21 protein-coding genes are annotated in these 19705 nt (G+C 64.5%); 14 read left to right on the forward strand and 7 right to left on the reverse strand.

Annotated elements, in window-relative coordinates; all coding sequences use genetic code 11:
- Nucleotides 1-9: 9 nt before the first annotated feature.
- The 3 genes from ALIDE2_RS08575 to ALIDE2_RS24295 all read right to left on the reverse strand — a co-directional run bounded on the left by ALIDE2_RS08575 (nt 10) and on the right by ALIDE2_RS24295 (nt 1491).
- Complete coding sequence (locus ALIDE2_RS08575) at nt 10-1053, reverse strand: YcjF family protein (RefSeq protein WP_274378508.1); 1044 nt, start codon at nt 1051-1053, stop codon at nt 10-12.
- 26 nt (nt 1054-1079) lie between these two features.
- Nucleotides 1080-1220, reverse strand: a complete 141-nt coding sequence (locus ALIDE2_RS25265) for a hypothetical protein (RefSeq protein WP_013519574.1) — start codon at nt 1218-1220, stop codon at nt 1080-1082.
- A gap of 133 nt (nt 1221-1353) precedes the next feature.
- On the reverse strand, nt 1354-1491 hold the full coding sequence (locus tag ALIDE2_RS24295; RefSeq protein WP_013519573.1) for a response regulator: 138 nt from the start codon (nt 1489-1491) through the stop codon (nt 1354-1356).
- Between the two features lie 207 nt (nt 1492-1698).
- On the opposite strand from ALIDE2_RS24295, the gene ALIDE2_RS08585 reads away from it, so the two are divergent.
- The gene (locus tag ALIDE2_RS08585; RefSeq protein ID WP_041700779.1) at nt 1699-2001 is read left to right on the forward strand and encodes an HU family DNA-binding protein; all 303 of its coding nucleotides are present in this window, start codon (nt 1699-1701) and stop codon (nt 1999-2001) included.
- Between the two features lie 97 nt (nt 2002-2098).
- Nucleotides 2099-2581 (forward strand): helix-turn-helix domain-containing protein, encoded by a 483-nt coding sequence (locus ALIDE2_RS08590; RefSeq protein WP_013519571.1) that lies wholly within the window; start codon nt 2099-2101, stop codon nt 2579-2581.
- A gap of 336 nt (nt 2582-2917) precedes the next feature.
- Here the strand turns inward: ALIDE2_RS08590 and ALIDE2_RS08595 are convergent, their stop codons facing one another.
- The 4 genes from ALIDE2_RS08595 to ALIDE2_RS08610 all read right to left on the reverse strand — a co-directional run bounded on the left by ALIDE2_RS08595 (nt 2918) and on the right by ALIDE2_RS08610 (nt 7148).
- Nucleotides 2918-3814, reverse strand: a complete 897-nt coding sequence (locus tag ALIDE2_RS08595; RefSeq protein WP_013721833.1) for a LysR family transcriptional regulator — start codon at nt 3812-3814, stop codon at nt 2918-2920.
- Nucleotides 3815-4078: 264 nt separating this feature from the next.
- Entirely contained in the window at nt 4079-4825 is a 747-nt protein-coding gene (gene phbB / locus ALIDE2_RS08600; RefSeq protein WP_013721834.1) for an acetoacetyl-CoA reductase, read from the reverse strand.
- Nucleotides 4826-4835: 10 nt separating this feature from the next.
- Nucleotides 4836-5279 (reverse strand): phasin family protein, encoded by a 444-nt coding sequence (locus ALIDE2_RS08605; RefSeq protein WP_013721835.1) that lies wholly within the window; start codon nt 5277-5279, stop codon nt 4836-4838.
- Nucleotides 5280-5387: 108 nt separating this feature from the next.
- Nucleotides 5388-7148, reverse strand: coding sequence for a PHA/PHB synthase family protein (locus ALIDE2_RS08610; RefSeq protein WP_013721836.1), 1761 nt, complete (start codon nt 7146-7148; stop codon nt 5388-5390).
- A 335-nt stretch (nt 7149-7483) separates the two neighbouring features.
- On the opposite strand from ALIDE2_RS08610, the gene ALIDE2_RS08615 reads away from it, so the two are divergent.
- The 12 genes from ALIDE2_RS08615 (at nt 7484) to ALIDE2_RS08665 (ending at nt 19596) form a co-directional block, all read left to right on the forward strand.
- Nucleotides 7484-8092, forward strand: a complete 609-nt coding sequence (locus ALIDE2_RS08615; protein WP_004255154.1) for a TetR/AcrR family transcriptional regulator — start codon at nt 7484-7486, stop codon at nt 8090-8092.
- A gap of 187 nt (nt 8093-8279) precedes the next feature.
- Nucleotides 8280-8705 (forward strand): hypothetical protein, encoded by a 426-nt coding sequence (locus ALIDE2_RS08620; RefSeq protein WP_014819567.1) that lies wholly within the window; start codon nt 8280-8282, stop codon nt 8703-8705.
- 27 nt (nt 8706-8732) lie between these two features.
- Complete coding sequence (gene hlyD, locus ALIDE2_RS08625) at nt 8733-9773, forward strand: secretion protein HlyD (RefSeq protein ID WP_010792193.1); 1041 nt, start codon at nt 8733-8735, stop codon at nt 9771-9773.
- A 1-nt stretch (nt 9774) separates the two neighbouring features.
- Nucleotides 9775-11547: an ATP-binding cassette domain-containing protein gene (locus tag ALIDE2_RS08630; RefSeq protein WP_013721837.1), complete on the forward strand. Its 1773-nt coding sequence runs from the start codon at nt 9775-9777 to the stop codon at nt 11545-11547.
- A complete protein-coding gene (locus ALIDE2_RS08635; RefSeq protein WP_010792191.1) occupies nt 11544-12713 on the forward strand; it encodes an ABC transporter permease in 1170 nt (389 codons plus the stop codon). Before ALIDE2_RS08630 ends, ALIDE2_RS08635 begins: the two co-directional genes overlap by 4 nt.
- A 4-nt stretch (nt 12714-12717) precedes the next feature.
- Nucleotides 12718-13836 carry an ABC transporter permease gene (locus ALIDE2_RS08640; protein ID WP_010792190.1) on the forward strand — a complete coding sequence of 373 codons (1119 nt, stop codon included), beginning with the start codon at nt 12718-12720 and terminating at the stop codon, nt 13834-13836.
- The gene (locus tag ALIDE2_RS08645) at nt 13833-15371 is read left to right on the forward strand and encodes an efflux transporter outer membrane subunit (RefSeq protein ID WP_010792189.1); all 1539 of its coding nucleotides are present in this window, start codon (nt 13833-13835) and stop codon (nt 15369-15371) included. Before ALIDE2_RS08640 ends, ALIDE2_RS08645 begins: the two co-directional genes overlap by 4 nt.
- Nucleotides 15372-15391: 20 nt before the next feature.
- Nucleotides 15392-15595, forward strand: coding sequence for a YgaP family membrane protein (locus ALIDE2_RS24305; protein WP_010792188.1), 204 nt, complete (start codon nt 15392-15394; stop codon nt 15593-15595).
- Between the two features lie 7 nt (nt 15596-15602).
- Entirely contained in the window at nt 15603-17012 is a 1410-nt protein-coding gene (locus tag ALIDE2_RS08650) for an MBL fold metallo-hydrolase RNA specificity domain-containing protein (RefSeq protein WP_013721838.1), read from the forward strand.
- Nucleotides 17012-17878, forward strand: a complete 867-nt coding sequence (locus ALIDE2_RS08655; RefSeq protein ID WP_013721839.1) for an LOG family protein — start codon at nt 17012-17014, stop codon at nt 17876-17878. Before ALIDE2_RS08650 ends, ALIDE2_RS08655 begins: the two co-directional genes overlap by 1 nt.
- Entirely contained in the window at nt 17875-19074 is a 1200-nt protein-coding gene (locus tag ALIDE2_RS08660) for a lipid A deacylase LpxR family protein (RefSeq protein ID WP_013721840.1), read from the forward strand. The genes ALIDE2_RS08655 and ALIDE2_RS08660 overlap by 4 nt, the downstream gene beginning before the upstream one ends.
- Before the next feature lie 48 nt (nt 19075-19122).
- Nucleotides 19123-19596 (forward strand): cytochrome c, encoded by a 474-nt coding sequence (locus ALIDE2_RS08665; RefSeq protein WP_013721841.1) that lies wholly within the window; start codon nt 19123-19125, stop codon nt 19594-19596.
- Nucleotides 19597-19705 lie beyond the last annotated feature (109 nt).

Below are 19705 nucleotides of genomic sequence, written 5' to 3' on the forward strand. Positions count from 1 at the left end.
TGTCCCGCCTCAGCCCCCGCGCACCATCTGCACGATCCTGGCGGTGTTCAGCCCGCGCGCCATCTCCTGCATCTGCGGCAGGTACTGCGCCTGCAGCTGGCGGCCGTCGGCCATCACGTGCTGGTAGGCGTCGCGCAGCATCTGCGTGCCCAGCGTGCGGCCGCCGGCGTAGTACTGGTTGGCGACATGGCCGAGCGCGTAGGTGGCGGCGAAGCTCATGCCGCTGCTCACCGCCTGGCGGCCCAGCCCGCCGAGCAGGCCCCCGCCCACTTTGCCCAGCAGGCCGCCGAGCAGCTTGCGGCCCGCCTGCTCCAGATACTGCGAGGTCAGGCCCACGCCCAGGGTGGCCAGCAGGTCCTTGATATGGCCGCTGTCCAGCTCGTAGCCGTAGCTCTGGCCGATCTGGTAGACCAGCCGCATCTGCAGCGGGATGATGGCCAGCGTGGACAGGTTCTCGGGCAGCAGCTCGATGGCACCGTTGAGCATGGCCGCGTTGAGGATCTTGCGGTCCATCTCCGCTGCGGGCAGCGTGCCCGGGCGGCGCTGCGCGGCCGTGCCCGGCAGCGCATCGACCGCGGCGGGGTGTGGCGCGGCCTGGCCCGCCGCGGCCGCCTCCGGCAGCGCCGCGGACGGCGCCCCTAGCGGCGCCGTTGCCAGCGCGTCGGCCTGCGCGGCGAACTCCGCCGGCGCCTGGCCCAGCGCCTCGCGCAGCCGGGCCAGGAAGGCCTGCTCTGCCGCGCTGGTCTGGCCGTCGGCCTCGCACACGCACACGGCCATTTCGTAGGCCAGCTGGCGCGCCTCGCTGCTGGAGAGCCTCGGCACCACGTCGGCCAGCTGGATCCGGCGCATCAGCACCTCCTGGTACAGGCCGGGCAGGTTGACCTGCTGGTCCTGCGCCAGCCCTTGCGCCACCTGGCGGATCTGCTCGCGCTCGCGGTCGTGCTTGTCGCCGTCGGCATAGGCGGCCAGCAGGCAGATGGTGAGGACGGCGCGGATTTCTTCGGTGTTCATCGGCTTCCTTGTCGAATGGGGTGAATGGGCAGATCTTCCGATCCGCCCGTGGCGTCCATGTTCCCCTCTCAGAGCAGCAGGATCACGCGGTCCACCTCGAGGTCCACGGTCTCGCGCGCCAGAGGCTCGGCCTGCGGCTCCAGCAGCCCCAGCGCGGGCCAGGCCAGGTTCTCGGCCATCTCCTTCAGCAGCTCCAGGCGCTCCTCCATCGGCCCGGACCGTGGCCTGCTCCTCGCGCCGCGCATGGGGGAGAAAGGCTGCGGCCGGCGTGTTCTCGCCGCGCAGGGCCCGCAGCACGGCGTCGCCATCGAGGCCGTACAGGCCCCGGTCCAGCAGCACGCACTAATATGCATGCGTGGCCAGCGCGGCGGCGGCTTGGTCCCCGCGCCGCAGCCAGTCCACCGCGTAGCCGTCCATCTGCAGCCACGACTGCAGGGAACTGCCCAGCGAAGAATCGTCTTCGATCAGGAGGATGCGCATGCGCGGAGCCTACGGTGGAAAGATGAAGCGGAGCTAATGGCTTCGCCCAGGCCGTGGGCGATGAACATCTTCAGAATTTCATCAGCCCTTTAAAGCCTTCAACCGGTCCGTTTGCGGAATGTTGACGGGCCGCCGCATTGTTGGCCCTGCAAAGCGTGCTATCGGATATAAATCATGGATCGTAACCCTCAGACACATACCTTCGATATGAATCGCGCCCAACTCGTCGAAATCCTGGCCTCCAAGAACGACCTGTCCAAGACTGCTGCCAACGCTGTCCTCGAAACCTTGACCGAAACCATCCAGACGGCGGTGAAGAAGGGCGATACCGTTCAACTGGTCGGCTTCGGCACCTTCAAGTCTGCCAAGCGTGCAGCGCGCACTGGCAAGAACCCCGCCACCGGCGCAGCCCTGAAGATCCCCGCATCGACCGTGCCGAAGTTCGTGCCGGGCGCCAAGTTCAAGGCCGTGGTCGATCCCAAGGCCGCAAAGCGAAAGGCCGGCAAGTAAGCGCACTCGAAAAAGCGCCGCTGCCGGCAGAGGCCGGGCGGCATCGAGGTCCTCTGAGTGATCTCCATCAAATTCACCGGCCACGGGACCACAGACCATGACTGCGTTTTCTGAATCGTTCCGATCGGAAGTTGCCCGCATTGCACGCAAAGAGAACAAGGAGGAGATGGCCTCCCTGCGCAAGGCAGCAACGAACCAGCGCGCGGAGATCGCGGCACTCAAACGCGACATCAAGGCACTGGCTGGCCAGGTGCGCAGCTTGGCCAAGGCATTGGAACGGGTGCAGGTGGAGGCCGAGCGCCAGCGCCCTCCGCAGCGGTCCGAGGGTTCGCCTGCGCAGGAGCAGGCTCCTGCGAAGCAAGGAGGCCGTGCATTCGCCTTCAGCCACGAGGCGCTGGTCGCGAAACGGCAGGCGTTCCACATGACCCAGAAAGAGATGGCTCGCCTGCTTCACGTGTCGCCATTGAGCGTGTACAAGTGGGAAACAGGACGGGTCACGCCCCGCGAGGCCCAGCTTGTGCGCGTGCGCGAAGTGCTCAAGATGGGTCTGCGCGAAGCCCGCAGGCAGATCGCAGAATGAATGGTCGCCTGCGGCAATGATTCGCCCGGCGGCCTGTCAGCGATCCTGAAAGCGTTCCCTGTAGGGAAGCTGGAGCGGGTGAAGGGAACAGCACCCGGTCGCTAACTCGTTTATTACGAACGTTTTTTCCGATCCAAGCGTCACGGAATGGACTCGATTGTGGACTCAAGTCTTCGGCCTGGTCAACGCAGGCCGTTGCGGGTGATCCAAAGCGAGCCAAGCACATCCATCAACAGCCAGAGCATCGGATTTCATACCGAAGTCTATCTGTCCACTGGCACATCACGCCACAGGCCGCTACGGACAGGTGAGCTGCGTCCTCAAAGGATTGACTCATCATCGACAGGCGCGGTCCCGCCCGCCTTTCGCCCGCTCGATGAACCGCTTCATGGGCTCCGAGGGTTCGCCCCGGCGGCGCAGCAGGTAGGTAGAGAGCACCGGTGGGCTGCCGGCCAAGGGACGAATGGAGATGTCCGGGCGCTGTAGCGTCTGCACCTGCGAGGCGATGGCGAAGCCGATGCCGTAGCCGGCACCGACCAGGGTCAGCATCACGCCCAGGCTGGTCACTTCATCGACCAGCTTGAGCGGCGTGCCTGCGTCCTGCAGCAGCGCTTGAATCTGATGGCGGCAGCCCGATCCCGATTCGGGATGGCACAGAACCAGCGGGAACTTCAGGGCTTCGGCCAGCGGCACCTGCACGTGTGCCAGCAAGGGGTGGCGTGCGGGCACGATCACCGACAGCGGATCGGTCCACACCGGCTCGGCGACGAGGCCATCATGTACCGCGTTTGACAACGCAAAGCCGATGTCCAGCAGATCGTCGTGCAGCGTCTTGAGCTGCTGCGCGAACGGCAGCTCGAAGACGCGAATCTCCATCTCGGGCTCCTCCTCGCGGCTGCGTGCCAGCAAGGTGGCGATGCGGGGCTGCGCCAGGCCGTCGCAGATCGCGATGCGCAGATGGCCCTGGTAGCCCTGTGCCGCCGCCTTGGCACTCTTGACTGCCTGCTCCACGGTGGCCATCACGCGTCGGCATTCGCCTAGGAACACCTGGCCGGCCCAGGTCAGCCGCGTCAGGCGGGTGCTGCGGTCGAACAACTGCACGCCAAGCTGGCTTTCCAGGTCGCGCATTGCTCGTGATACGGGAGATTGCTCGATCCCGAGACGCTCGGCCGCGCGGGCGAGATGCAGCTCTTCCGCGACTGCAACGAAATAGCGTAGCAATCTAGGCTCCAAGGCAGCCTCCCATCGGCCCTTTCCACCAGGTCTTGGTACGAGCCAGCCACCAAGCGATGGGGATGTCAATCAGGATCAGGGTGACGACGCCTGCTAAACGTGCGGTCAACCGGAGGGCTTGCAGATCACTATCCGTCAGCACGCAAACACCCTCGTGTCAATGCGCATGCTTCGTGTCCGAGCACCCGAGTGTGTAAAGGATGCTCTTCGGTGAACTGCCCAAGCGAATGGTCCAGACTTTCATGCCGCAGGCCCCTCGACTACTCAATACATATGCTGGCCGCCGTTCATCGCCACGTTGCTGCCGGTCATAAAGGCGGCGGCTTCGCTGGCGATGAAGGCGACAAGTGCCGCAATCTCGTCCGGCTGGCCCAGACGGCCAACCGGAATCGCATCGATGATCTTCTGGCGCATGTCCTCCCGCACCGCCATCACCATCTCGGTGGCCAGATAACCCGGCGACACGGTGTTGACCGTCACACCCTTGCGCGCGACCTCCTGCGCCAGCGCCTTCGTGAACCCGTGCACGCCGGCTTTGGCCGCCGAATAATTGGTCTGCCCGAACTGGCCCTTGCTGCCGTTGATCGACGAGATGTTGACGATGCGACCCCAGCCGCGCTCGACCATCGGATCGATGAACGGCTTGGTGACGTTGAACATGGAGTCCAGGTTGGTGCGCAGTACGGCATCCCAACCGGCCTTGTCGAGCTTGCGCAGCGTTGCATCGCGGGTGATGCCGGCGTTGTTCACCAGGATGTCGATCCGATGACCGTCGGCGTGGATGCGCCGCGCCAGTTCCTGCGTTGATTCGTAGTTCGATACATCCACCCCGTAGGCAGCAAATTTGTAGCCCTGTGTCGCTTGCGCTTGCTGCCACTGGCCAATCGTGGTGTTGCCGGGGGTATGCGTGACGATCACGCGGTGGCCGGCATCGTGCAGGGCACGGGCGATCGCAGCGCCCAACCCCCGGTTGCCTCCCGTCACCAGCGCCGTCCGTTGCGTCGTATTCATTGCCGTCCCCTCATTTCTTGGTCTTGCCCTGGGGTACGGCGCTTGGGGCGGTCCAGGGCTGCGTCCAGCGCTGGCAAAGCTGCGTGAAAGAGGCTGCGTCGCCACTCGCGCCGAATGCCTCGGAGACAGACTCCTGCCAAGTCGTGAGCGCCTGGCGCAGTCCATTGGCAAAGGCCGTCTGGCTCTTGGCTGCTACTTGCCCGACCGCTTGGGCATCGCCCATGCGGCCTTGGCACAGACGCCAGAACACTTCGGACGGCAAGGTCGCGAGCGCTTGCCAGTCGGCCGCCTGTTGGAGGCCCTGGATGCGCGAGGTGGTCTCCAGCACGCTGCCAGCGCTGAGCTGTTGCATGACCTCGAGCCAGTGATGGCTGCTCTCCTGCAGCAAGCGCGTGATCTGCAGTTGCAGCTCGGCATTGGCTTTGTAGAGATGGATTGGCAGTTCGTTGCTCATTGCAGTGCCCTTCGGTCATGGTGGGCCCCCTTCGGGGCGGGTGTAGGCCATCCTTAGCGATGTCCCTGTTGAAATGGTCTTGTCTTGTCTCGGCTTCGGCGCGTCGTATCAGCGCATTGCCACATAGGTTCCCGGTGCATCACCAAGCGGGACCTGCGTGCCGCCCATGGCAGGCGGCGATACCCGCTCGGTCGAATGTCGTGCCAGCCACTGCTGCCAGGCTGGCCACCAGGAGCCCTCGTTCAGCGGGGTTTCGGTACGCCACGTTTGCGGATCGACGTAGCGAGCGCCGACGCTGCGGGTCGCAATCTGGTAGCTGCGCCGGGGGTGCCCCGGCTCGCTGACCACGCCGGCGTTGTGCCCGCCGCTGGTCAGTACGAAGGTCAGCTCCGCATCACTGAGCAGATGCATCTTGTACACGGATGGCCAGGGGGCAACGTGGTCGCGCACCGTGCCGACGATGAGCATCGGCACTTCGATGTCGGCGATCGCCACCGGCCGTCCGCCGACCTGGTAGCGTCCCTCGGCCAGATCGTTGTTCAGATACAAACGCCGCAGGTACTCGCTGTGCATGCGATACGGCATGCGCGTCACGTCGGCATTCCATGCCATCAGGTCATTGAACTCCTGCCGTTCGCCCAGCAGGTACTCGCGCACGCGGCGCGACCAGATCAGGTCGCGCGAGTTGAGCATCTGGAAAGAGGCGGCCATCTGCTTGCCGTCGAGATAGCCCTTGTCCCACATCCCGGCTTCCAGCCAGGCGAGTTGACTGTCGTCGATGAAAAGCGCGATTTCGCCCGACTCGCGGAAGTCGGTCTCCGACGCCAGCAGCGTCAAACTGTGCAGCCGTTCGTCGCCATCGCGCGCCATCGCGGCTGCGGCGATCGTCAGCAAGGTGCCGCCCAGGCAATAGCCAACCGCCTGCACCTTGCGCTCGGGCACGATGGCCGTGACCGCGTCCAGTGCATCCATGACCCCCAGCCATCGGTAATCCTCGAGGCCGAGGTCGCGATCGGCCGCGGTCGGGTTCTTCCAGGAAAGGATGAACACCGTATGCCCCTGGTCGACCAAGTACTTCACCATCGAGTTGTGCGGTGACAGGTCGAGGATGTAGTACTTCATGATCCAGGAGGGCACGATCAGCACCGGCTCGGCATACACATCGGGGGTCGTGGGTGTGTACTGGATCAGCTCGATCAGGTGGTTGCGAAACACCACCTTTCCTGGTGTGACCGCCACGTCCTGGCCGACTTTGAAGCCTTCGACCCCGGCCGGTTCATCGTCAAGCGCAAGACGCTGTGTATCGTCGAGGAAGTTCATCGCGCCGCGCCACAGGTTGGCGCCGCCGCTGGTTCTGATGGCTTCCAGCACTTCCGGGTTGGTCCAGATGAAATTCGATGGCGACCACATGTCCAGCCACTGCCGCCCGGCGAAAGTGACCATGTTCTCGTGATGGCGCGACACGCCGCGCACGCCGGTGGTGGCGTTGTGCCACCACTGCTGCTGCAGCAAAAAGCCCTGGTGGATCACGTTGAACGGCCATTGCTGCCAGGCCGGCGCCTCGAAGCGCCGATCCTGCTCCAACGGCTCGATGCACGTGGGGCAGCCGTGGGCACTTGCAGCGTGCGCGACGTAGCGCGCCAAGCGTCGCTGCTTGTGCAATCCCTTTTCGATCAGGCTGCGCTGCTTGCCCGGTGAAAGGCTCAGGTGCAGCGCCCAGTCGTACCAAGCCAGCAAACCCGCCGCCGGTGACAACCCGCCAGTGCCGCGTGCCCGGCACGCGTTCGCAAGCGTATCCAGGACATCGGGGCGACAGACGACTTCGGACGGTGCCGGCGCGGGCTTGTCAGGTATGGCAAGGGTGTTCATCTCTGGTCTTCCGATGTTGTAAGTAACTTATTACTATCATAATGCCTACGGGAAAAGATGCAAAGCCTTGAAGAACGCCCGGGGGATTTCCGCCTTCGCTCGAACGAAACCGCTTCTCTTGCTCTGACTGGGGTGGCCGACCTGCCGACCGATTACTCATGATGTGCCAGAGGAGTGTGTTCGCTTCCTGGGTCTCGTCAGCTCACTTGGCCACGATCCATGGATGGGGCAGGAACCATCCTTTCCCATGCGATGAACCGTATTCCCGATCTTGCGACGCGGATGTTTTGCATGTTAGGATAGTAATAAGTCACTTACTTTATGGAGTCTGATCGGTGAGCGAACGTCCTCAACATCTGTCCGCTGAAGAGCGGCGTGCTGCCACAGTGCAAGCGGTGGTGGACTTGGCCGCGGAGCAAAACCCGGCCGAAATCACGACCACGGCCATCGCCGATCGAATGGGTTTGACGCAGGGCGCGCTGTTTCGCCACTTCCCCACCAAGGACGCGATCCTGGAGGCAACGATGACCTGGGTCGGTGAGCGTCTGCTGGTGCGCGTGGACAAGGCGGCCGAGGGCGCCGCGTCTCCTGCCGCGGCACTCGAAGCCATGTTCATGACGCACATCGACTTCGTGGCCAAGCATCCCGGCGTGCCGCGCATGCTGTTCGGAGAACTGCAACGCTCTGGCGAGACGCTCGCCAAGCGGATGGTGCAGACCTTGCTCCGTCAATACGAACAGCGCCTGCGCCGCCTGATGGAGGCAGGCAAGGCCCAAGGCGACCTGGATGCGGATCTGGACGTAGATGCCGCCGCCGTGTTGTTCATCGGCACGATCCAGGGACTGGTCATGCAGTCGCTGTTGGCCGGCAAGGTCAGTCGCATCCGTCGTGATGCGCCAGCCGTGTTTGCCATCTATCTCCGTGGCATCACGCACACCCGATGAAACGCCTTCCATCCTGCCGCCACGCAGTTGCCCGGTCGGCCGAGAGGCACACCACGGTCATGCGATCGCGTTGCGCCTCCAGCGCGAATCCGCGTCATTCAACACTCAGCCCGACCGCCCAGCGGAACGCACACGCACACCGCGACGACGGCGAAGGCTTGGGAGTTTCCGCGATCAAGTAAAGGCCATGAAGATGACCACTCATCCACAACGCAGCATCTGGCACTGGCTGATCTCCCTGCTCGCGATCGGCTTCGGCCTGCTCACTCTTCGGGAGGGCGGCGCCGTTCTGTTTGTCGACGGCGCGGCGCGCCAAGCCGCCGGCCACTATGTGCCCTTCGTGCTCTGGTTCAATTTTCTGGCCGGGTTCGCCTACATCGTCGCCGGCGTCGGCTTGTGGATGCGCCGGCGCTGGGCCGCGTGGTTAGCGATTGTCATCACGGTGGCGACCGCACTCGTGTTCCTCGCTTTCGGAGTGCATGTGGCTCTGGGTGGCGCCTGGGAGCGACGCACGGTGGTCGCCATGACGCTGCGCACGTTGGTGTGGGCTGGCATAGCGGCCATCGCCTGGCGCCGGTCAGCGGCGAATGCGCCGGTCGCACGCGAGCACTGAGCACCTTTATCCAGCGGAAACCCATCGATGAAAACTCCAAACCTCCTCTTCAAGAAAACCCGTTGGGTCGTGATCGCCGTCGTCGTGCTCGCTCTTGGCGGCGCACTGGCGTTCTGGTTGTCGCGCGACCATGGACAACAAGATGCATTGCGCCTCTACGGCAACGTCGACATCCGCGAGGTGCAACTGGCCTTCCGTCAGCCCGGGCGCGTGATGCAAATGGCTTTCGATGAGGGCGATGCCGTCAGCGCGGGCGCGCGCCTGGCGGCGCTTGACGCGCAACCCTATCGGGAAGCACTTGCGGCAGCACAGGCCCAGGTGCAGGTGGCGCAGGCGGAACTGGCCAAGCTGCGCCGCGGCCTGCGACCGCAGGAAATCACCCAGGCGCGCGAAGCCCTCAGGCAGGCCCAGGCGCTCGCCACCGAGACCGAGCGCAATTTCCAGCGCCAGAGTGGCCTGCTGGCATCGGGCGCCAGCAGCCAGCGCACGGTCGATGCAGCCCGCACGGCGCGCGACCAGGCAGCCGCTGGCGTCGAAGCGGCCAAGGCGGCCCTGTCGCAAGCATCCGAAGGTTTTCGCAAGGAAGACATCGCCGCGGCAGAAGCTCGCCTTGCGGCCGCACAGGCTGCCGCAGCGCAAGCCACGACAGCCTTGGCGGACACCGAGTTGATGGCGCCCAGTAGCGGCACCGTCATCGCACGAGTGCGGGAGCCCGGCAGCATGGTCGCAAGCCAGAGCGCGGTCTACAGCCTGAGCCTGGACAAGCCGGTTTACGTGCGCGCCTACGTGGGCGAGTCGGACTTGGGGCGCATCGCGCCCGGTACTGTGGTGCGCGTCAAAAGCGATTCATCAGAGAAGGTCTATCGCGGCCAGATCGGCTTCATCTCGCCGCGCGCCGAGTTCACCCCCAAGACGGTGGAGACGACGGATTTGCGCACGGATCTGGTCTACCGCCTGCGCATCGTCATCGACGAAGCCGACAGCGACAGTGCCTTGCGCCAGGGCATGCCGGTGACGATCGAGGTCGATGCGAAAGCCGGCACCCGTATCCCGGCGGGGGAGCGTTGAAATGCAGGCAAGCCCTGCTATCGCCGCCGTGCCTGCGGGTGCGGGCGAAGACGCTGCCATCGTCATCGAAGACGTGGACAAGCATTTCGGCGACGTAAAGGCGCTGCGGGGCTTGAGCGCGCGCATCCACTATGGACGGCTGACGGGTCTGGTCGGCCCCGACGGCGCCGGCAAGACGACGCTGATGCGGATTCTGACCGGCCTCCTGGTGCCGAACGCCGGCCACGTCACCTTGGCAGGCTATGACGTGGTCAAGGACAACGACGCCATTCATGTCGCCAGTGGCTACATGCCGCAACGCTTTGGCCTGTACGAAGACCTGTCGGTGATGGAGAACATGCGCCTGTATGCGCAGTTGCGCGGCATGGATGCGGACCGCAACGCCGATCTGTTTGCCGAGCTGCTGGACTTCACGCGGCTCGGACCCTTCACCAAACGCCTGGCCGGCAAGCTCTCCGGCGGCATGAAGCAGAAGCTGGGCCTTGCCTGTGCGCTCATGGCGCGGCCGAAGGTGCTGCTGCTGGACGAGCCGGGCGTGGGTGTCGACCCGGTCAGCCGCCAGGACTTGTGGCGCATGGTGCAGGCGCTGACCGATGAAGGCATGGCCGTGGTCTGGTCCACCGCCTATCTCGACGAAGCCGAGCGCTGCGAGAGCGTGCTGCTGCTGAACCAAGGGAAGCTCCTGTTCGATGGCCCGCCGCAGGAGCTGACCGCGCAGCTCGAAGGCCGCAGTTTCCGTCTGGAAGACGTCGGTGCCGAGCGCCGAGCGGTCCTGACCCAGGCACTCGACCTGCCCAGCGTGAGCGATGGCGTGATCCAGGGCGCCGGCGTGCGCGTGGTGTTGCGCGAGGGCGCTCAAGCGGAGCAGCTCCAGGCCCTGTCCGATCAGGCGCGAGTGGAGCTGGCGCAGGTGCCCGCGCGCTTCGAAGACGCCTTCATCGATCTGCTCGGTGGCGGCCCCGGCGGCACTTCGACGCTGGCCGAGCGTCTGCCGCCGGTTGAGCTGGGTTCCGACATTGCCGTGTCGTGCCGAAACCTCACCAAGCGCTTCGGCGAGTTCACCGCCACCGACAACGTCAGCTTCGAGGTGCAAAAGGGCGAAATCTTCGGCCTGCTCGGCCCTAACGGCGCCGGCAAGTCCACCACCTTCAAGATGTTGTGCGGCCTGATGAAACCAACTGCTGGCGAAGCGCATGTGGTGGGCCATGATCTGCGCCGCGCCACCGGCGCAGCCAAGAGCCGGCTCGGCTACATGGCGCAGAAGTTTTCGCTCTACGGCCTGCTCTCGGTGCAGCAGAACCTGGAATTCTCGGCCGGCGTCTACGGACTGGAAGGCAACACCCGGCGCGAGCGCATTGCCGAGATGATCGAAACCTTCGATCTGGGCGACTGGCTGTCCGCCACGCCCGATTCCCTGCCGCTGGGCCACAAGCAGCGCCTGGCATTGGCTTGTTCGCTGATGCACCGGCCGCCCGTGCTGTTCCTAGATGAACCCACTTCGGGCGTGGACCCGATCACCCGGCGCGAATTCTGGACCCACATCAACGGACTGGCCCGCAAGGGCGTGACCATCATGGTCACCACCCACTTCATGGACGAGGCCGAATACTGCGACCGCGTGGCCATGCTCTCGCGTGCGCAACTGATTGCGCTGGATACGCCCGACGCGCTCAAACGTTCGGCGGTCAGCCCCGAACGACCCGACCCGACGATGGAGGACGCCTTCATTCACCTGGTGGAGTCGGCGGACCGCGAGCTGGAGGCCGCCACATGAACGGCACCACAAAGCACAAGGACGGGAATGGACCACAGCAGACCGACCTGCGCCATTTTGATCTGCGGCGCTTGATCGCCCTGGTCACCAAGGAAAGCTACCAGGCGCTGCGCGACCCCTCGACGCTGCTGATCGCGTTCGTGCTGCCGGTGGTGTTGCTGCTGCTGTTCGCCTATGCGGTGTCGCTGGATGCGAAGGATGTCCGCGTCGGCGTGGTGCTGGAGTCGCCCGGCGCTGCAGCGCAGGAGCTTGCGGCGGCCTTTGCCGGCACAAAGTTCCTGGATGCCCACTTCGCCCATGACCGGCGCGAAGTGGCCGACCAGCTGGTCTCAGGCGACCTGCGCGGCTACGTGGTGATCCCGCAGGATTTCGAGCAGCGGCTGGCCCAGCGTGGCAGCGAGCCGCTGGTGCAGATCGTCACCGACGGCTCCTACCCCAATACCGCCAACTACGTCGAGAACTACGCCCGCGGCGTTGTCCAGTCCTGGCGTGCCGGACTGGACGTCGGAGCACCAGCGCAGGCCGTCATGCTGGAACCGCGCTACTGGTTCAACCCCGAGCTGGAAAGCCGCCGCGCACTGATTCCCGGTGCCATCGCCATCGTCATGACCATCATCGGCACCATGCTGACTGCACTGGTGGTGGCGCGTGAATGGGAGCGCGGCACCATGGAGGCGGTGCTGTCCACGCCGGCCTCGGTGGCCGAAATCCTGATCGGCAAGCTGCTGCCGTACTTCGTGCTCGGCATGCTGTCCACGCTGGGTGCGGCGGCGCTGGCGGTGTTCGTGTTCGGGGTCCCGATGCGGGGCTCGCTGGCGGCGCTGCTGCTGCTGTCGGCGGTGTTCATGGTGCCGGCGCTGGGTCAGGGTCTGCTGATTTCCTCCTTGGCACGCAACCAGTTCCTGGCAGCGCAGATCGCGCTGTTCACGGGCTTCCTGCCGGCCTTCATGTTGTCGGGCTTTCTGTACGAGATCGACGCCATGCCGGCACCGATCCGCGCCATCACCTTGGTGGTTCCGGCGCGCTACTTCGTCGATTCGCTGAAGACGGTGTTCCTGGCCGGCGACATCTGGGCCGTGTTCCTGCCCAACCTGGCGGCCATGGCGGCGATCGGGGGGCTGTTCTTCGTGATCGCCAAGCGCGCCACGCGCAAGAACCTGGAGTGACGCGATGTTGACTTCCGCATTCTCGTTCACCCGCCTGCGCGCCCAGTTCATCAAGGAAGTGCTCAGCGTCCTGCGCGACCCGCGCAGCCGCATGGTGGTGTTCGTGCCGCCGATCCTGCAGTTGCTGGTGTTCGCCTTTGCCGCGACGCTGGAAGTGCGCAACGTCGATATCGCCGTCTACGATCAGGATGCGGGGCGCTGGTCGCACGAGTTGGTACAGCGCCTGGACAGCGCCCGCTTCATCACCCACGTCCGGCATGTCGACAGCCAACAGCAGCTCCACGAGCTGATCGACCGTGGCGAGGTGATCGCCGCGCTCGCCATCCCGGTGGATTTCTCGCGCTCCATCGCCGCCGGCGAAAGTGGCCGCGCGCAGGTACTGGTCGATGGCCGGCGCAGCAACTCCGGGCAGATCACCGTGGCCTATCTGTCCACAATCGCCGCCGATGTCGGCGCCGAGGTCGTGCCCGACGCCCAGGCACCAACGCCCGTGGTCGTGCGCCACTGGTTCAACCCGAATCTGGTCTACCGCTGGTTCATCGTGCCCGGCCTGACGGGCATCCTGGCGCTGTTCAGCTCGCTCTTGATCACCTCGTTGTCGATCGCGCGCGAGCGCGAGCTGGGCACCTTCGACCAGTTGCTGGTGTCGCCCACCTCGACGCCCGAGATCATCATCTCCAAGTCGCTGCCGGCACTCGCAATTGGCACCGGGCTGGGCCTGTTCATGATCAGCGCGGGCGTCTTCCTGTTCGGCATCCCGTTTACGGGCTCGTTTGCACTCCTGCTTGCCAGCCTGGTGCTGTTCATCGCCTCGGTGGTCGGCATCGGTCTGATGATTTCCGCGGTCAGCATGACGCAGCAGCAGGCCATCCTGGGAGCGTTCGCCATCGGCGTGCCGGCGGTGCTGATGTCCGGCTTTGCGACGCCTGTGGAAAACATGCCTGTCGTCCTGCAATGGCTGGCTCAGGCCATCCCACTGACCCATTTCCTCATCATCGTCGAAGGCAGCTTTCTCAAGGCCATGCCGCCCGGTGACATTCTCGCCAGCCTGTGGCCGCTGGCGGTCATCGCCCTCGCCACGCTGACCATGGCCACCGTATTCGTCCGAGGACGCCTGCAATGAAATCCAAGCCCCGCACTCCCTTTCTTCGCGCAACCGTCACCGGCCTGACCCCTGGGCGCGCGCGTCCGCTCGTGCTGGCCCTGTCCTGCGTGCTGCTGACTGCCTGCGCAAGCGTGGGCCCCGACTACCGCGAGCCGCCGCCGGTCGACGTCGGCAGCGGCTGGAGCTTGCCGTTGGCAAGCGAATCCCAGTCCGCAGACTTGAGCCAATGGTGGTCTGCACTGGACGATCCCATCCTCGATCGCCTGATGGCCACGGCGCTGGCACAGAACCTGGATCTGCGCCACGCTGCGGCACGCATCGATGAGGCACGCGCCCTGCGCGATCGTGTGGCCGGCGAGGCATTGCCCACCGCCGCCGCTGGCGCGAGCGTCAACCGGCGCCGTCAAAGCGAGAACGGACCCCTGCCCGTAGGTTCGATCCCCGGCCTTGACGCCACGCAGACCATCTACGACGCGGGCTTCGACGCGGCCTGGGAGGCCGACTTGTTCGGGGCCAAGCGGCGGGCGCTGGAAGGCGCCAGCGCCCGCCTGCAGGCGACCGAAGCCGAGGCGCAGGGCATACGCATGCGCATCGTGGCCGAGGTCGCGCGCACTTGGTTCACCGCCGTCGGCGCCCGCTACGAGTTGCACGCACAACAGGCCACACTGGATACGCTGCAGCAGACCTTGGAATTGGTGCGCCTGCGGCATGCGCTGGGCGACGCGTCGGCCGCCGACGTGGAGGCGGCGTACGCCCAATGGACAGCAGTCAACGCGCTCATCCCGGATATCCAGGCGCGTCAGCGCGCCGCGATACTCAGCCTGGGCGTGCTGCTGGGCGCGCCGCCGGAGCGGGAGCTGGCACTGCTGGATGGCCCCTTGACGCCGAGCACGCTGCGGGCGCTGCCGGTGGGCGAGCGCGCAGAGATGCTGCGCCGGCGCCCGGACGTGCTGGCTGCGGAACGTCGCCTGGCAGCGAGTTCCGCCGACATCGGCGTGGCCACGGCCGAGTTGTTCCCCAAACTCTCCATCGGTGTCGGTGGCGGGTTCCAAGCGCTCAGTACGGGCGATTGGTTCGATGCATCCAGCTCGCGTTTTTCCATCCTGCCGCTGATTTCCTGGCGCCTGTTCGACGGTGGCCGTGTGCGAGCCGAAATTCGGGCACGCGAGGCGGCCGAGCGACAGGCCGCGCTGGCCTATGAGCAGGCCGTGCTGGCGGCGCTGGGCGATGCCGAGCGCGCGCTTGGCGACTACCACGGCGGGCTGGACACACTGGAGCGCCGCGGTATGGCACTGGATGCCGCGCGCACCAGCTACGGCCACGCCAAGGCGCGCTACGCGGCGGGCGACATTGCGCTGGTCGAACTGCTGGCTGCCCAGCGCAGTCTGCACGAGGCCGAAACCGCAGCCGCACGCGCGCATACCAACGCCGCCGTGCAACTGGTGGCGCTGTACAAGGCCCTTGGTGGTGGCTGGGACGTATCCACGACGGCATCGACCGCAACCCATCCGCTGCGGGGCGCTGCCGCCCCCGTCGCGTTTTCAAGCCGCTGATTCAACACAAGGAGACCGTCATGCAAATCAACGTTGGAAATCTCGACCGCATTGTGCGCATCGTCATCGGACTGATTTTGCTCAGTCTCCCATTGTGGCTGGACTCATCCTGGCGTTGGCTGGGACTCATTGGAATCATGCCACTCCTCACCGGCCTGGCAGGCCGCTGTCCTGGCTATCGCCTGCTCGGCCTCAGCACTTGCCCGATGCGAAAACCCGAGTGAACGCCCTATGAAACTCAGTTTTTTGGGCGCAGCCCGAGAAGTCACCGGATCGTGCTTTCTGGTCGAAGCGGCTAATGTCCGCTTCCTGGTCGATTGCGGCATGGTTCAAGGTGGGCGTATAGCAGCAGCACGCAACCACGAGCCGTTCGCGTTCGACCCGGCGTCCATTGACTTCGTCCTGCTGACCCACGCCCACATCGACCACAGCGGGCTATTGCCCAAACTCACGCGCGCCGGGTTCAAGGGGTCCATCTACGCCACGCCAGCGACGGTTGATCTGCTCGGGGTGATGCTGCCCGATAGCGCTCACATCCAGGAAAGCGATGCCAAGCGGGTTGCCAAGCGGCTCAAAGAAAAGACCGTGCCGCCACCCCTGTATACCCTGCAGGATGCACACGAATGCCTGCAGCAAGTACGAGGTATCGAATACGACCGGGAGTTCGCACCCCGCGTCGGGGTGCGCGCCCGCTTTCGTGATGCCGGACACATCCTTGGTTCGGCCATCGTGGAAGTGTGGATTACCGAGTACGGTTACCCCACGAAGATCGTGTTCAGCGGCGATCTGGGTCAGCCGGGACGCCCCATCCTGCGCGACCCGACACCCATTGAGGAAGCCGACATCCTCGTCATCGAGTCCACCTACGGTGACCGCCGGCACAAGGATTTTTCGGCGACCGAAGCGGACATGATCGGCATCGTCGAGAAAACCCTGTTCGAGCGCGGCGGCAATGTCATCGTTCCGGCCTTTGCGGTCGGCCGAACCCAGGAGGTGCTCTACCACCTACATCGTCTCACCTGCGAAGGGCGTCTGCAGCGTCCAATGGTGTTTGTCGATTCGCCGATGGCCACCGAGGCCACACGCATCACGCGTGAACATCTCGAATTGTTCGACGAACAGGCGAAGCGGTTGGCCGGATGGCACGCGCGCGGCGAGAACCTCCCGTACCTGGATTTCACAGCGAGCGCTGAGGAGTCCATGGCGCTGAACCGGATTCGCTCCGGGGCCATCATTATTTCTGCCAGCGGCATGTGCGATGCGGGACGTATCCGGCACCACCTGCGCCACAACTTGCCACGCCGCGAATGCAGCATCTTGTTTCCCGGTTTCCAGGCGCAGGGGACGCTTGGCCGGCGCCTGATCGAGGGGGCCGAACGTGTACGCATCTTCGGCGAGGACATCCCGGTACGTGCGGCGATCCACAGCGTGGACGGCCTCTCGGCGCATGCCGACCAGAAGGCGCTGCTGGATTGGGCCCGTGCTTTCATTCAAGCACCGGCGCAAACCTTCGTGGTGCATGGGGAATCGTCGGCCGCGCAAACCTTCGCTGACCTCTTGCAGCAGCAACTCGGCTGGCAGGTCACGGTGCCCGAGTATGGCCATGCGCTGCGCTGGCCGGACTTTCTGGCGCACGAGTGATGAAGCCCGCAGAAGATCTCGATGAACGCCTGCGCGCCATCCGCGAGTCGCCAACGTACCGGCTTGCGTACGAAGACATCGAGCTGCTTGGCCAGGACGAACTGCGGCCGCTGCGACTACAGCTCGAACTGCTCAAGCCCGAGCGCATCCTGCACGAGCAAGGCATTCGCTCGACGGTAGTGGTCTTCGGCAGCGCACGCGTGAGCGATGCCGAGACGGCAGAAGCCCGTCTTGGCGTTCTGGAGCGTCAGGCGCTCGTCACTCCGGAGGATGTCGGGCTGCGGCAAGAGCTTGCGCGGGCCAATCGCCGGGTCGAACAGGCACGTCACTACGAGCAAGCGAGGCGTTTCTCGGGCCTTATTTCGGCGCGTTTCCAGCAGCAAAACCGCCGTGATTTCGTCGTCGTCACCGGGGGTGGGCCCGGCATCATGGAGGCCGCCAACCGCGGTGCTTTCGAGGTCGGCGCACGTTCGATTGGCCTCAACATCACGCTGCCCCACGAACAGGCACCCAACCCCTACATGTGCCCGGATTTGGCGTTCCGATTCCACTATTTCGCGCTGCGCAAGATGCACTTCTTGTTGCACGCCAAGGGCTTGGTGGCCTTCCCCGGTGGCTATGGAACGCTCGATGAGCTGTTCGAGGTGCTCACCTTGATCCAGACCAGAAAGATGCAGCGTGTTCCGGTGGTGCTGGTCGGCCGTGCATTCTGGCGTCGCGTAGTTGATTTCGATCTTCTGCTCGACGAAGGCTATGTCTCTTCATCCGATCTCGACTTGTTCACCTGCGTAGACGATGCGGAGGAAATCGTCAGTGCCCTCGAACGCTTTTACGTCAACAGGGCGGCAGGCGATGGGGCAACATGATTGGCATCGGCGGGTATCGCTGGAGCCTGCGCGGCACCAAGGTGCGGCAGCCGATGCAGTGCGTCATCTTGTTGATTGCGGGTGCATTGTTCAGCCCGATTTCTGCTTTTGGTTCCGAAGTCTCACTCTCTGCAAATCCTCCCTCCTGCTCGCCAGAGCAATCCCTGCGCTGGCGGGGCGGCACCCTGCGTCTGGAGAACGATTTGTTCACCGGCTCCGATCGCAACTACACCAACGGTGTCGCGCTAACAGCAGTCTCACGTGATCTGCAAGGCGGGCTCCGTCCGGAGTGCCTGCCTCAGCCGATTGGTTTGTACGCCCGCTTCATCGGCTGGGCTGATCCCGGGTTCTGGCGCGATTCCGGCGCCCAGACATCGTCGCAAAACCTCGTCGTGCGCTTTGGCCAGTCCATGTACACGCCCGAGAACAAGACGCGCACCGACGTGATTCCAGATGACCGACCGTACGCTGGTTTGCTCTACCTGGGTTTGGCGTGGAATCGCCGCATCCACCCACAAGCCGCCAGCTACGAAATGCTTGACGTGCGTGAGCTGACCCTGGGCGTGATCGGCCCCTGGTCGCTGGCCGAGCAATCTCAGGATCTGGTGCATCGGGCACGCGGCATTGAGCGATTTCGCGGCTGGGACAACCAGTTGCGCAACGAGCCGGCGTTTCAGATGGCCATGGAGCGCAAGTTCAAGCCGTACACGGAGGGTGCGGTCCGCCCTGGATGGGGCAGCGACGTGATCGGCAGCTATGCCCTGCGGGTCGGAAACATCGAAACCGCCGCCAGTACCGGCGTGGAGTTTCGCGCGGGCTGGAACATACCGAACGACTTCGGCAGCTATCCGATCCGCCCTGGCGCAGAGAACCGCCCGCCCTCTGGTGTTGCCGATCTGCGCACGACAACGCCGCAGTCGGTCCTGGCGCCCAAACCTGGGGCACATGTCTTCCTGAATCTGGAGGGTAAAGCCGTCGCCTGGGACTTCTCACTCGACGGAAACATGTTCCGGCATAGCCATCACGTCAGCCGGCGGCCTTGGATCGCGCAAGCAGCTCTCGGCATCAGTAGCCAATGGATCGTTGCTGGACGTGGCGTACGGCTCGCCGTGATGCGCGTTTGGAGAACCCGCGAGTTCGACCAGCAGGCGGGCCATCACGCATTCGGATCGATCGCGCTGAGTCTGGAATTTTGAGGACACCTGCAACCAATCGTTAGACCCAAAGCATTCGTCACAACATCAATGGAGAAATTCGTGAACCAGCCCTTGAAATCCAGATCGTTTTTCACCGTCCCGCTGTCCGTGCTCTTGGCAACCTTCGCCACGGCACTCGGTGCGCAGTCCGTAGAGGCGGCAAAGCCAATGGCGCTTCGTACCATAATGGAAAGACTCGGTCGCGACATGCAAGCCGTCACGGGCGCGATCTCCAAAGAAGACTGGCCGCTGGTCGCCGAGCTAGCACCACGAATCGCCAAGCATGCCGAGCCGCCCATGTCGGAAAAGATGCGCATCCTTGCTTGGCTTGGGGCAGACGCTGGAAAGTTTCGGGGTCTTGATGGACAGGTCCATGACGCCGCGACCGCCATGGGCGAGGCTGCACAGCGGAATGACGGCCAAGCAGTCATCGCGGCTTTCTCCAAGACCCAGCAAAGCTGCCTAGCCTGCCACCAGAGTTACCGTCGCTCGTTCGTGGAAAAGTTCTATGGAAGCCGCTAGCAAGGGATGGCTACACCTATTGACGGAAGACTAGCTTCTGTCCAATCAACATACCTCGACGCGTTTCAGGTTCCCAGGAAGCCACCCGTGCAGCGATCACGGGTTCCTG

This window comes from Alicycliphilus denitrificans K601 (genome assembly GCF_000204645.1).
Lineage (GTDB): Bacteria > Pseudomonadota > Gammaproteobacteria > Burkholderiales > Burkholderiaceae_C > Alicycliphilus > Alicycliphilus denitrificans.

Bases quoted from the DNA above. Each gene is read 5' to 3' on its own strand.
- ALIDE2_RS08630 (WP_013721837.1), top strand. From the start codon at position 9,775: ATGCAGGCAAGCCCTGCTATCGCCGCCGTGCCTGCGGGTGCGGGCGAA.
- ALIDE2_RS08660 (WP_013721840.1), top strand. From the start codon at position 17,875: ATGATTGGCATCGGCGGGTATCGCTGGAGCCTGCGCGGCACCAAGGTG.
- ALIDE2_RS08645 (WP_010792189.1), top strand. From the start codon at position 13,833: ATGAAATCCAAGCCCCGCACTCCCTTTCTTCGCGCAACCGTCACCGGC.
- ALIDE2_RS08620 (WP_014819567.1), top strand. From the start codon at position 8,280: ATGAAGATGACCACTCATCCACAACGCAGCATCTGGCACTGGCTGATC.
- ALIDE2_RS08610 (WP_013721836.1), bottom strand. From the start codon at position 7,148: ATGAACACCCTTGCCATACCTGACAAGCCCGCGCCGGCACCGTCCGAA.
- hlyD (WP_010792193.1), top strand. From the start codon at position 8,733: ATGAAAACTCCAAACCTCCTCTTCAAGAAAACCCGTTGGGTCGTGATC.
- ALIDE2_RS25265 (WP_013519574.1), bottom strand. From the start codon at position 1,220: ATGGAGGAGCGCCTGGAGCTGCTGAAGGAGATGGCCGAGAACCTGGCC.
- ALIDE2_RS08655 (WP_013721839.1), top strand. From the start codon at position 17,012: ATGAAGCCCGCAGAAGATCTCGATGAACGCCTGCGCGCCATCCGCGAG.
- ALIDE2_RS08605 (WP_013721835.1), bottom strand. From the start codon at position 5,279: ATGAGCAACGAACTGCCAATCCATCTCTACAAAGCCAATGCCGAGCTG.
- ALIDE2_RS08640 (WP_010792190.1), top strand. From the start codon at position 12,718: ATGTTGACTTCCGCATTCTCGTTCACCCGCCTGCGCGCCCAGTTCATC.
- ALIDE2_RS24295 (WP_013519573.1), bottom strand. From the start codon at position 1,491: ATGCGCATCCTCCTGATCGAAGACGATTCTTCGCTGGGCAGTTCCCTG.
- ALIDE2_RS08650 (WP_013721838.1), top strand. From the start codon at position 15,603: ATGAAACTCAGTTTTTTGGGCGCAGCCCGAGAAGTCACCGGATCGTGC.
- ALIDE2_RS08635 (WP_010792191.1), top strand. From the start codon at position 11,544: ATGAACGGCACCACAAAGCACAAGGACGGGAATGGACCACAGCAGACC.
- phbB (WP_013721834.1), bottom strand. From the start codon at position 4,825: ATGAATACGACGCAACGGACGGCGCTGGTGACGGGAGGCAACCGGGGG.
- ALIDE2_RS08585 (WP_041700779.1), top strand. From the start codon at position 1,699: ATGAATCGCGCCCAACTCGTCGAAATCCTGGCCTCCAAGAACGACCTG.
- ALIDE2_RS08665 (WP_013721841.1), top strand. From the start codon at position 19,123: ATGGAGAAATTCGTGAACCAGCCCTTGAAATCCAGATCGTTTTTCACC.
- ALIDE2_RS24305 (WP_010792188.1), top strand. From the start codon at position 15,392: ATGCAAATCAACGTTGGAAATCTCGACCGCATTGTGCGCATCGTCATC.
- ALIDE2_RS08590 (WP_013519571.1), top strand. From the start codon at position 2,099: ATGACTGCGTTTTCTGAATCGTTCCGATCGGAAGTTGCCCGCATTGCA.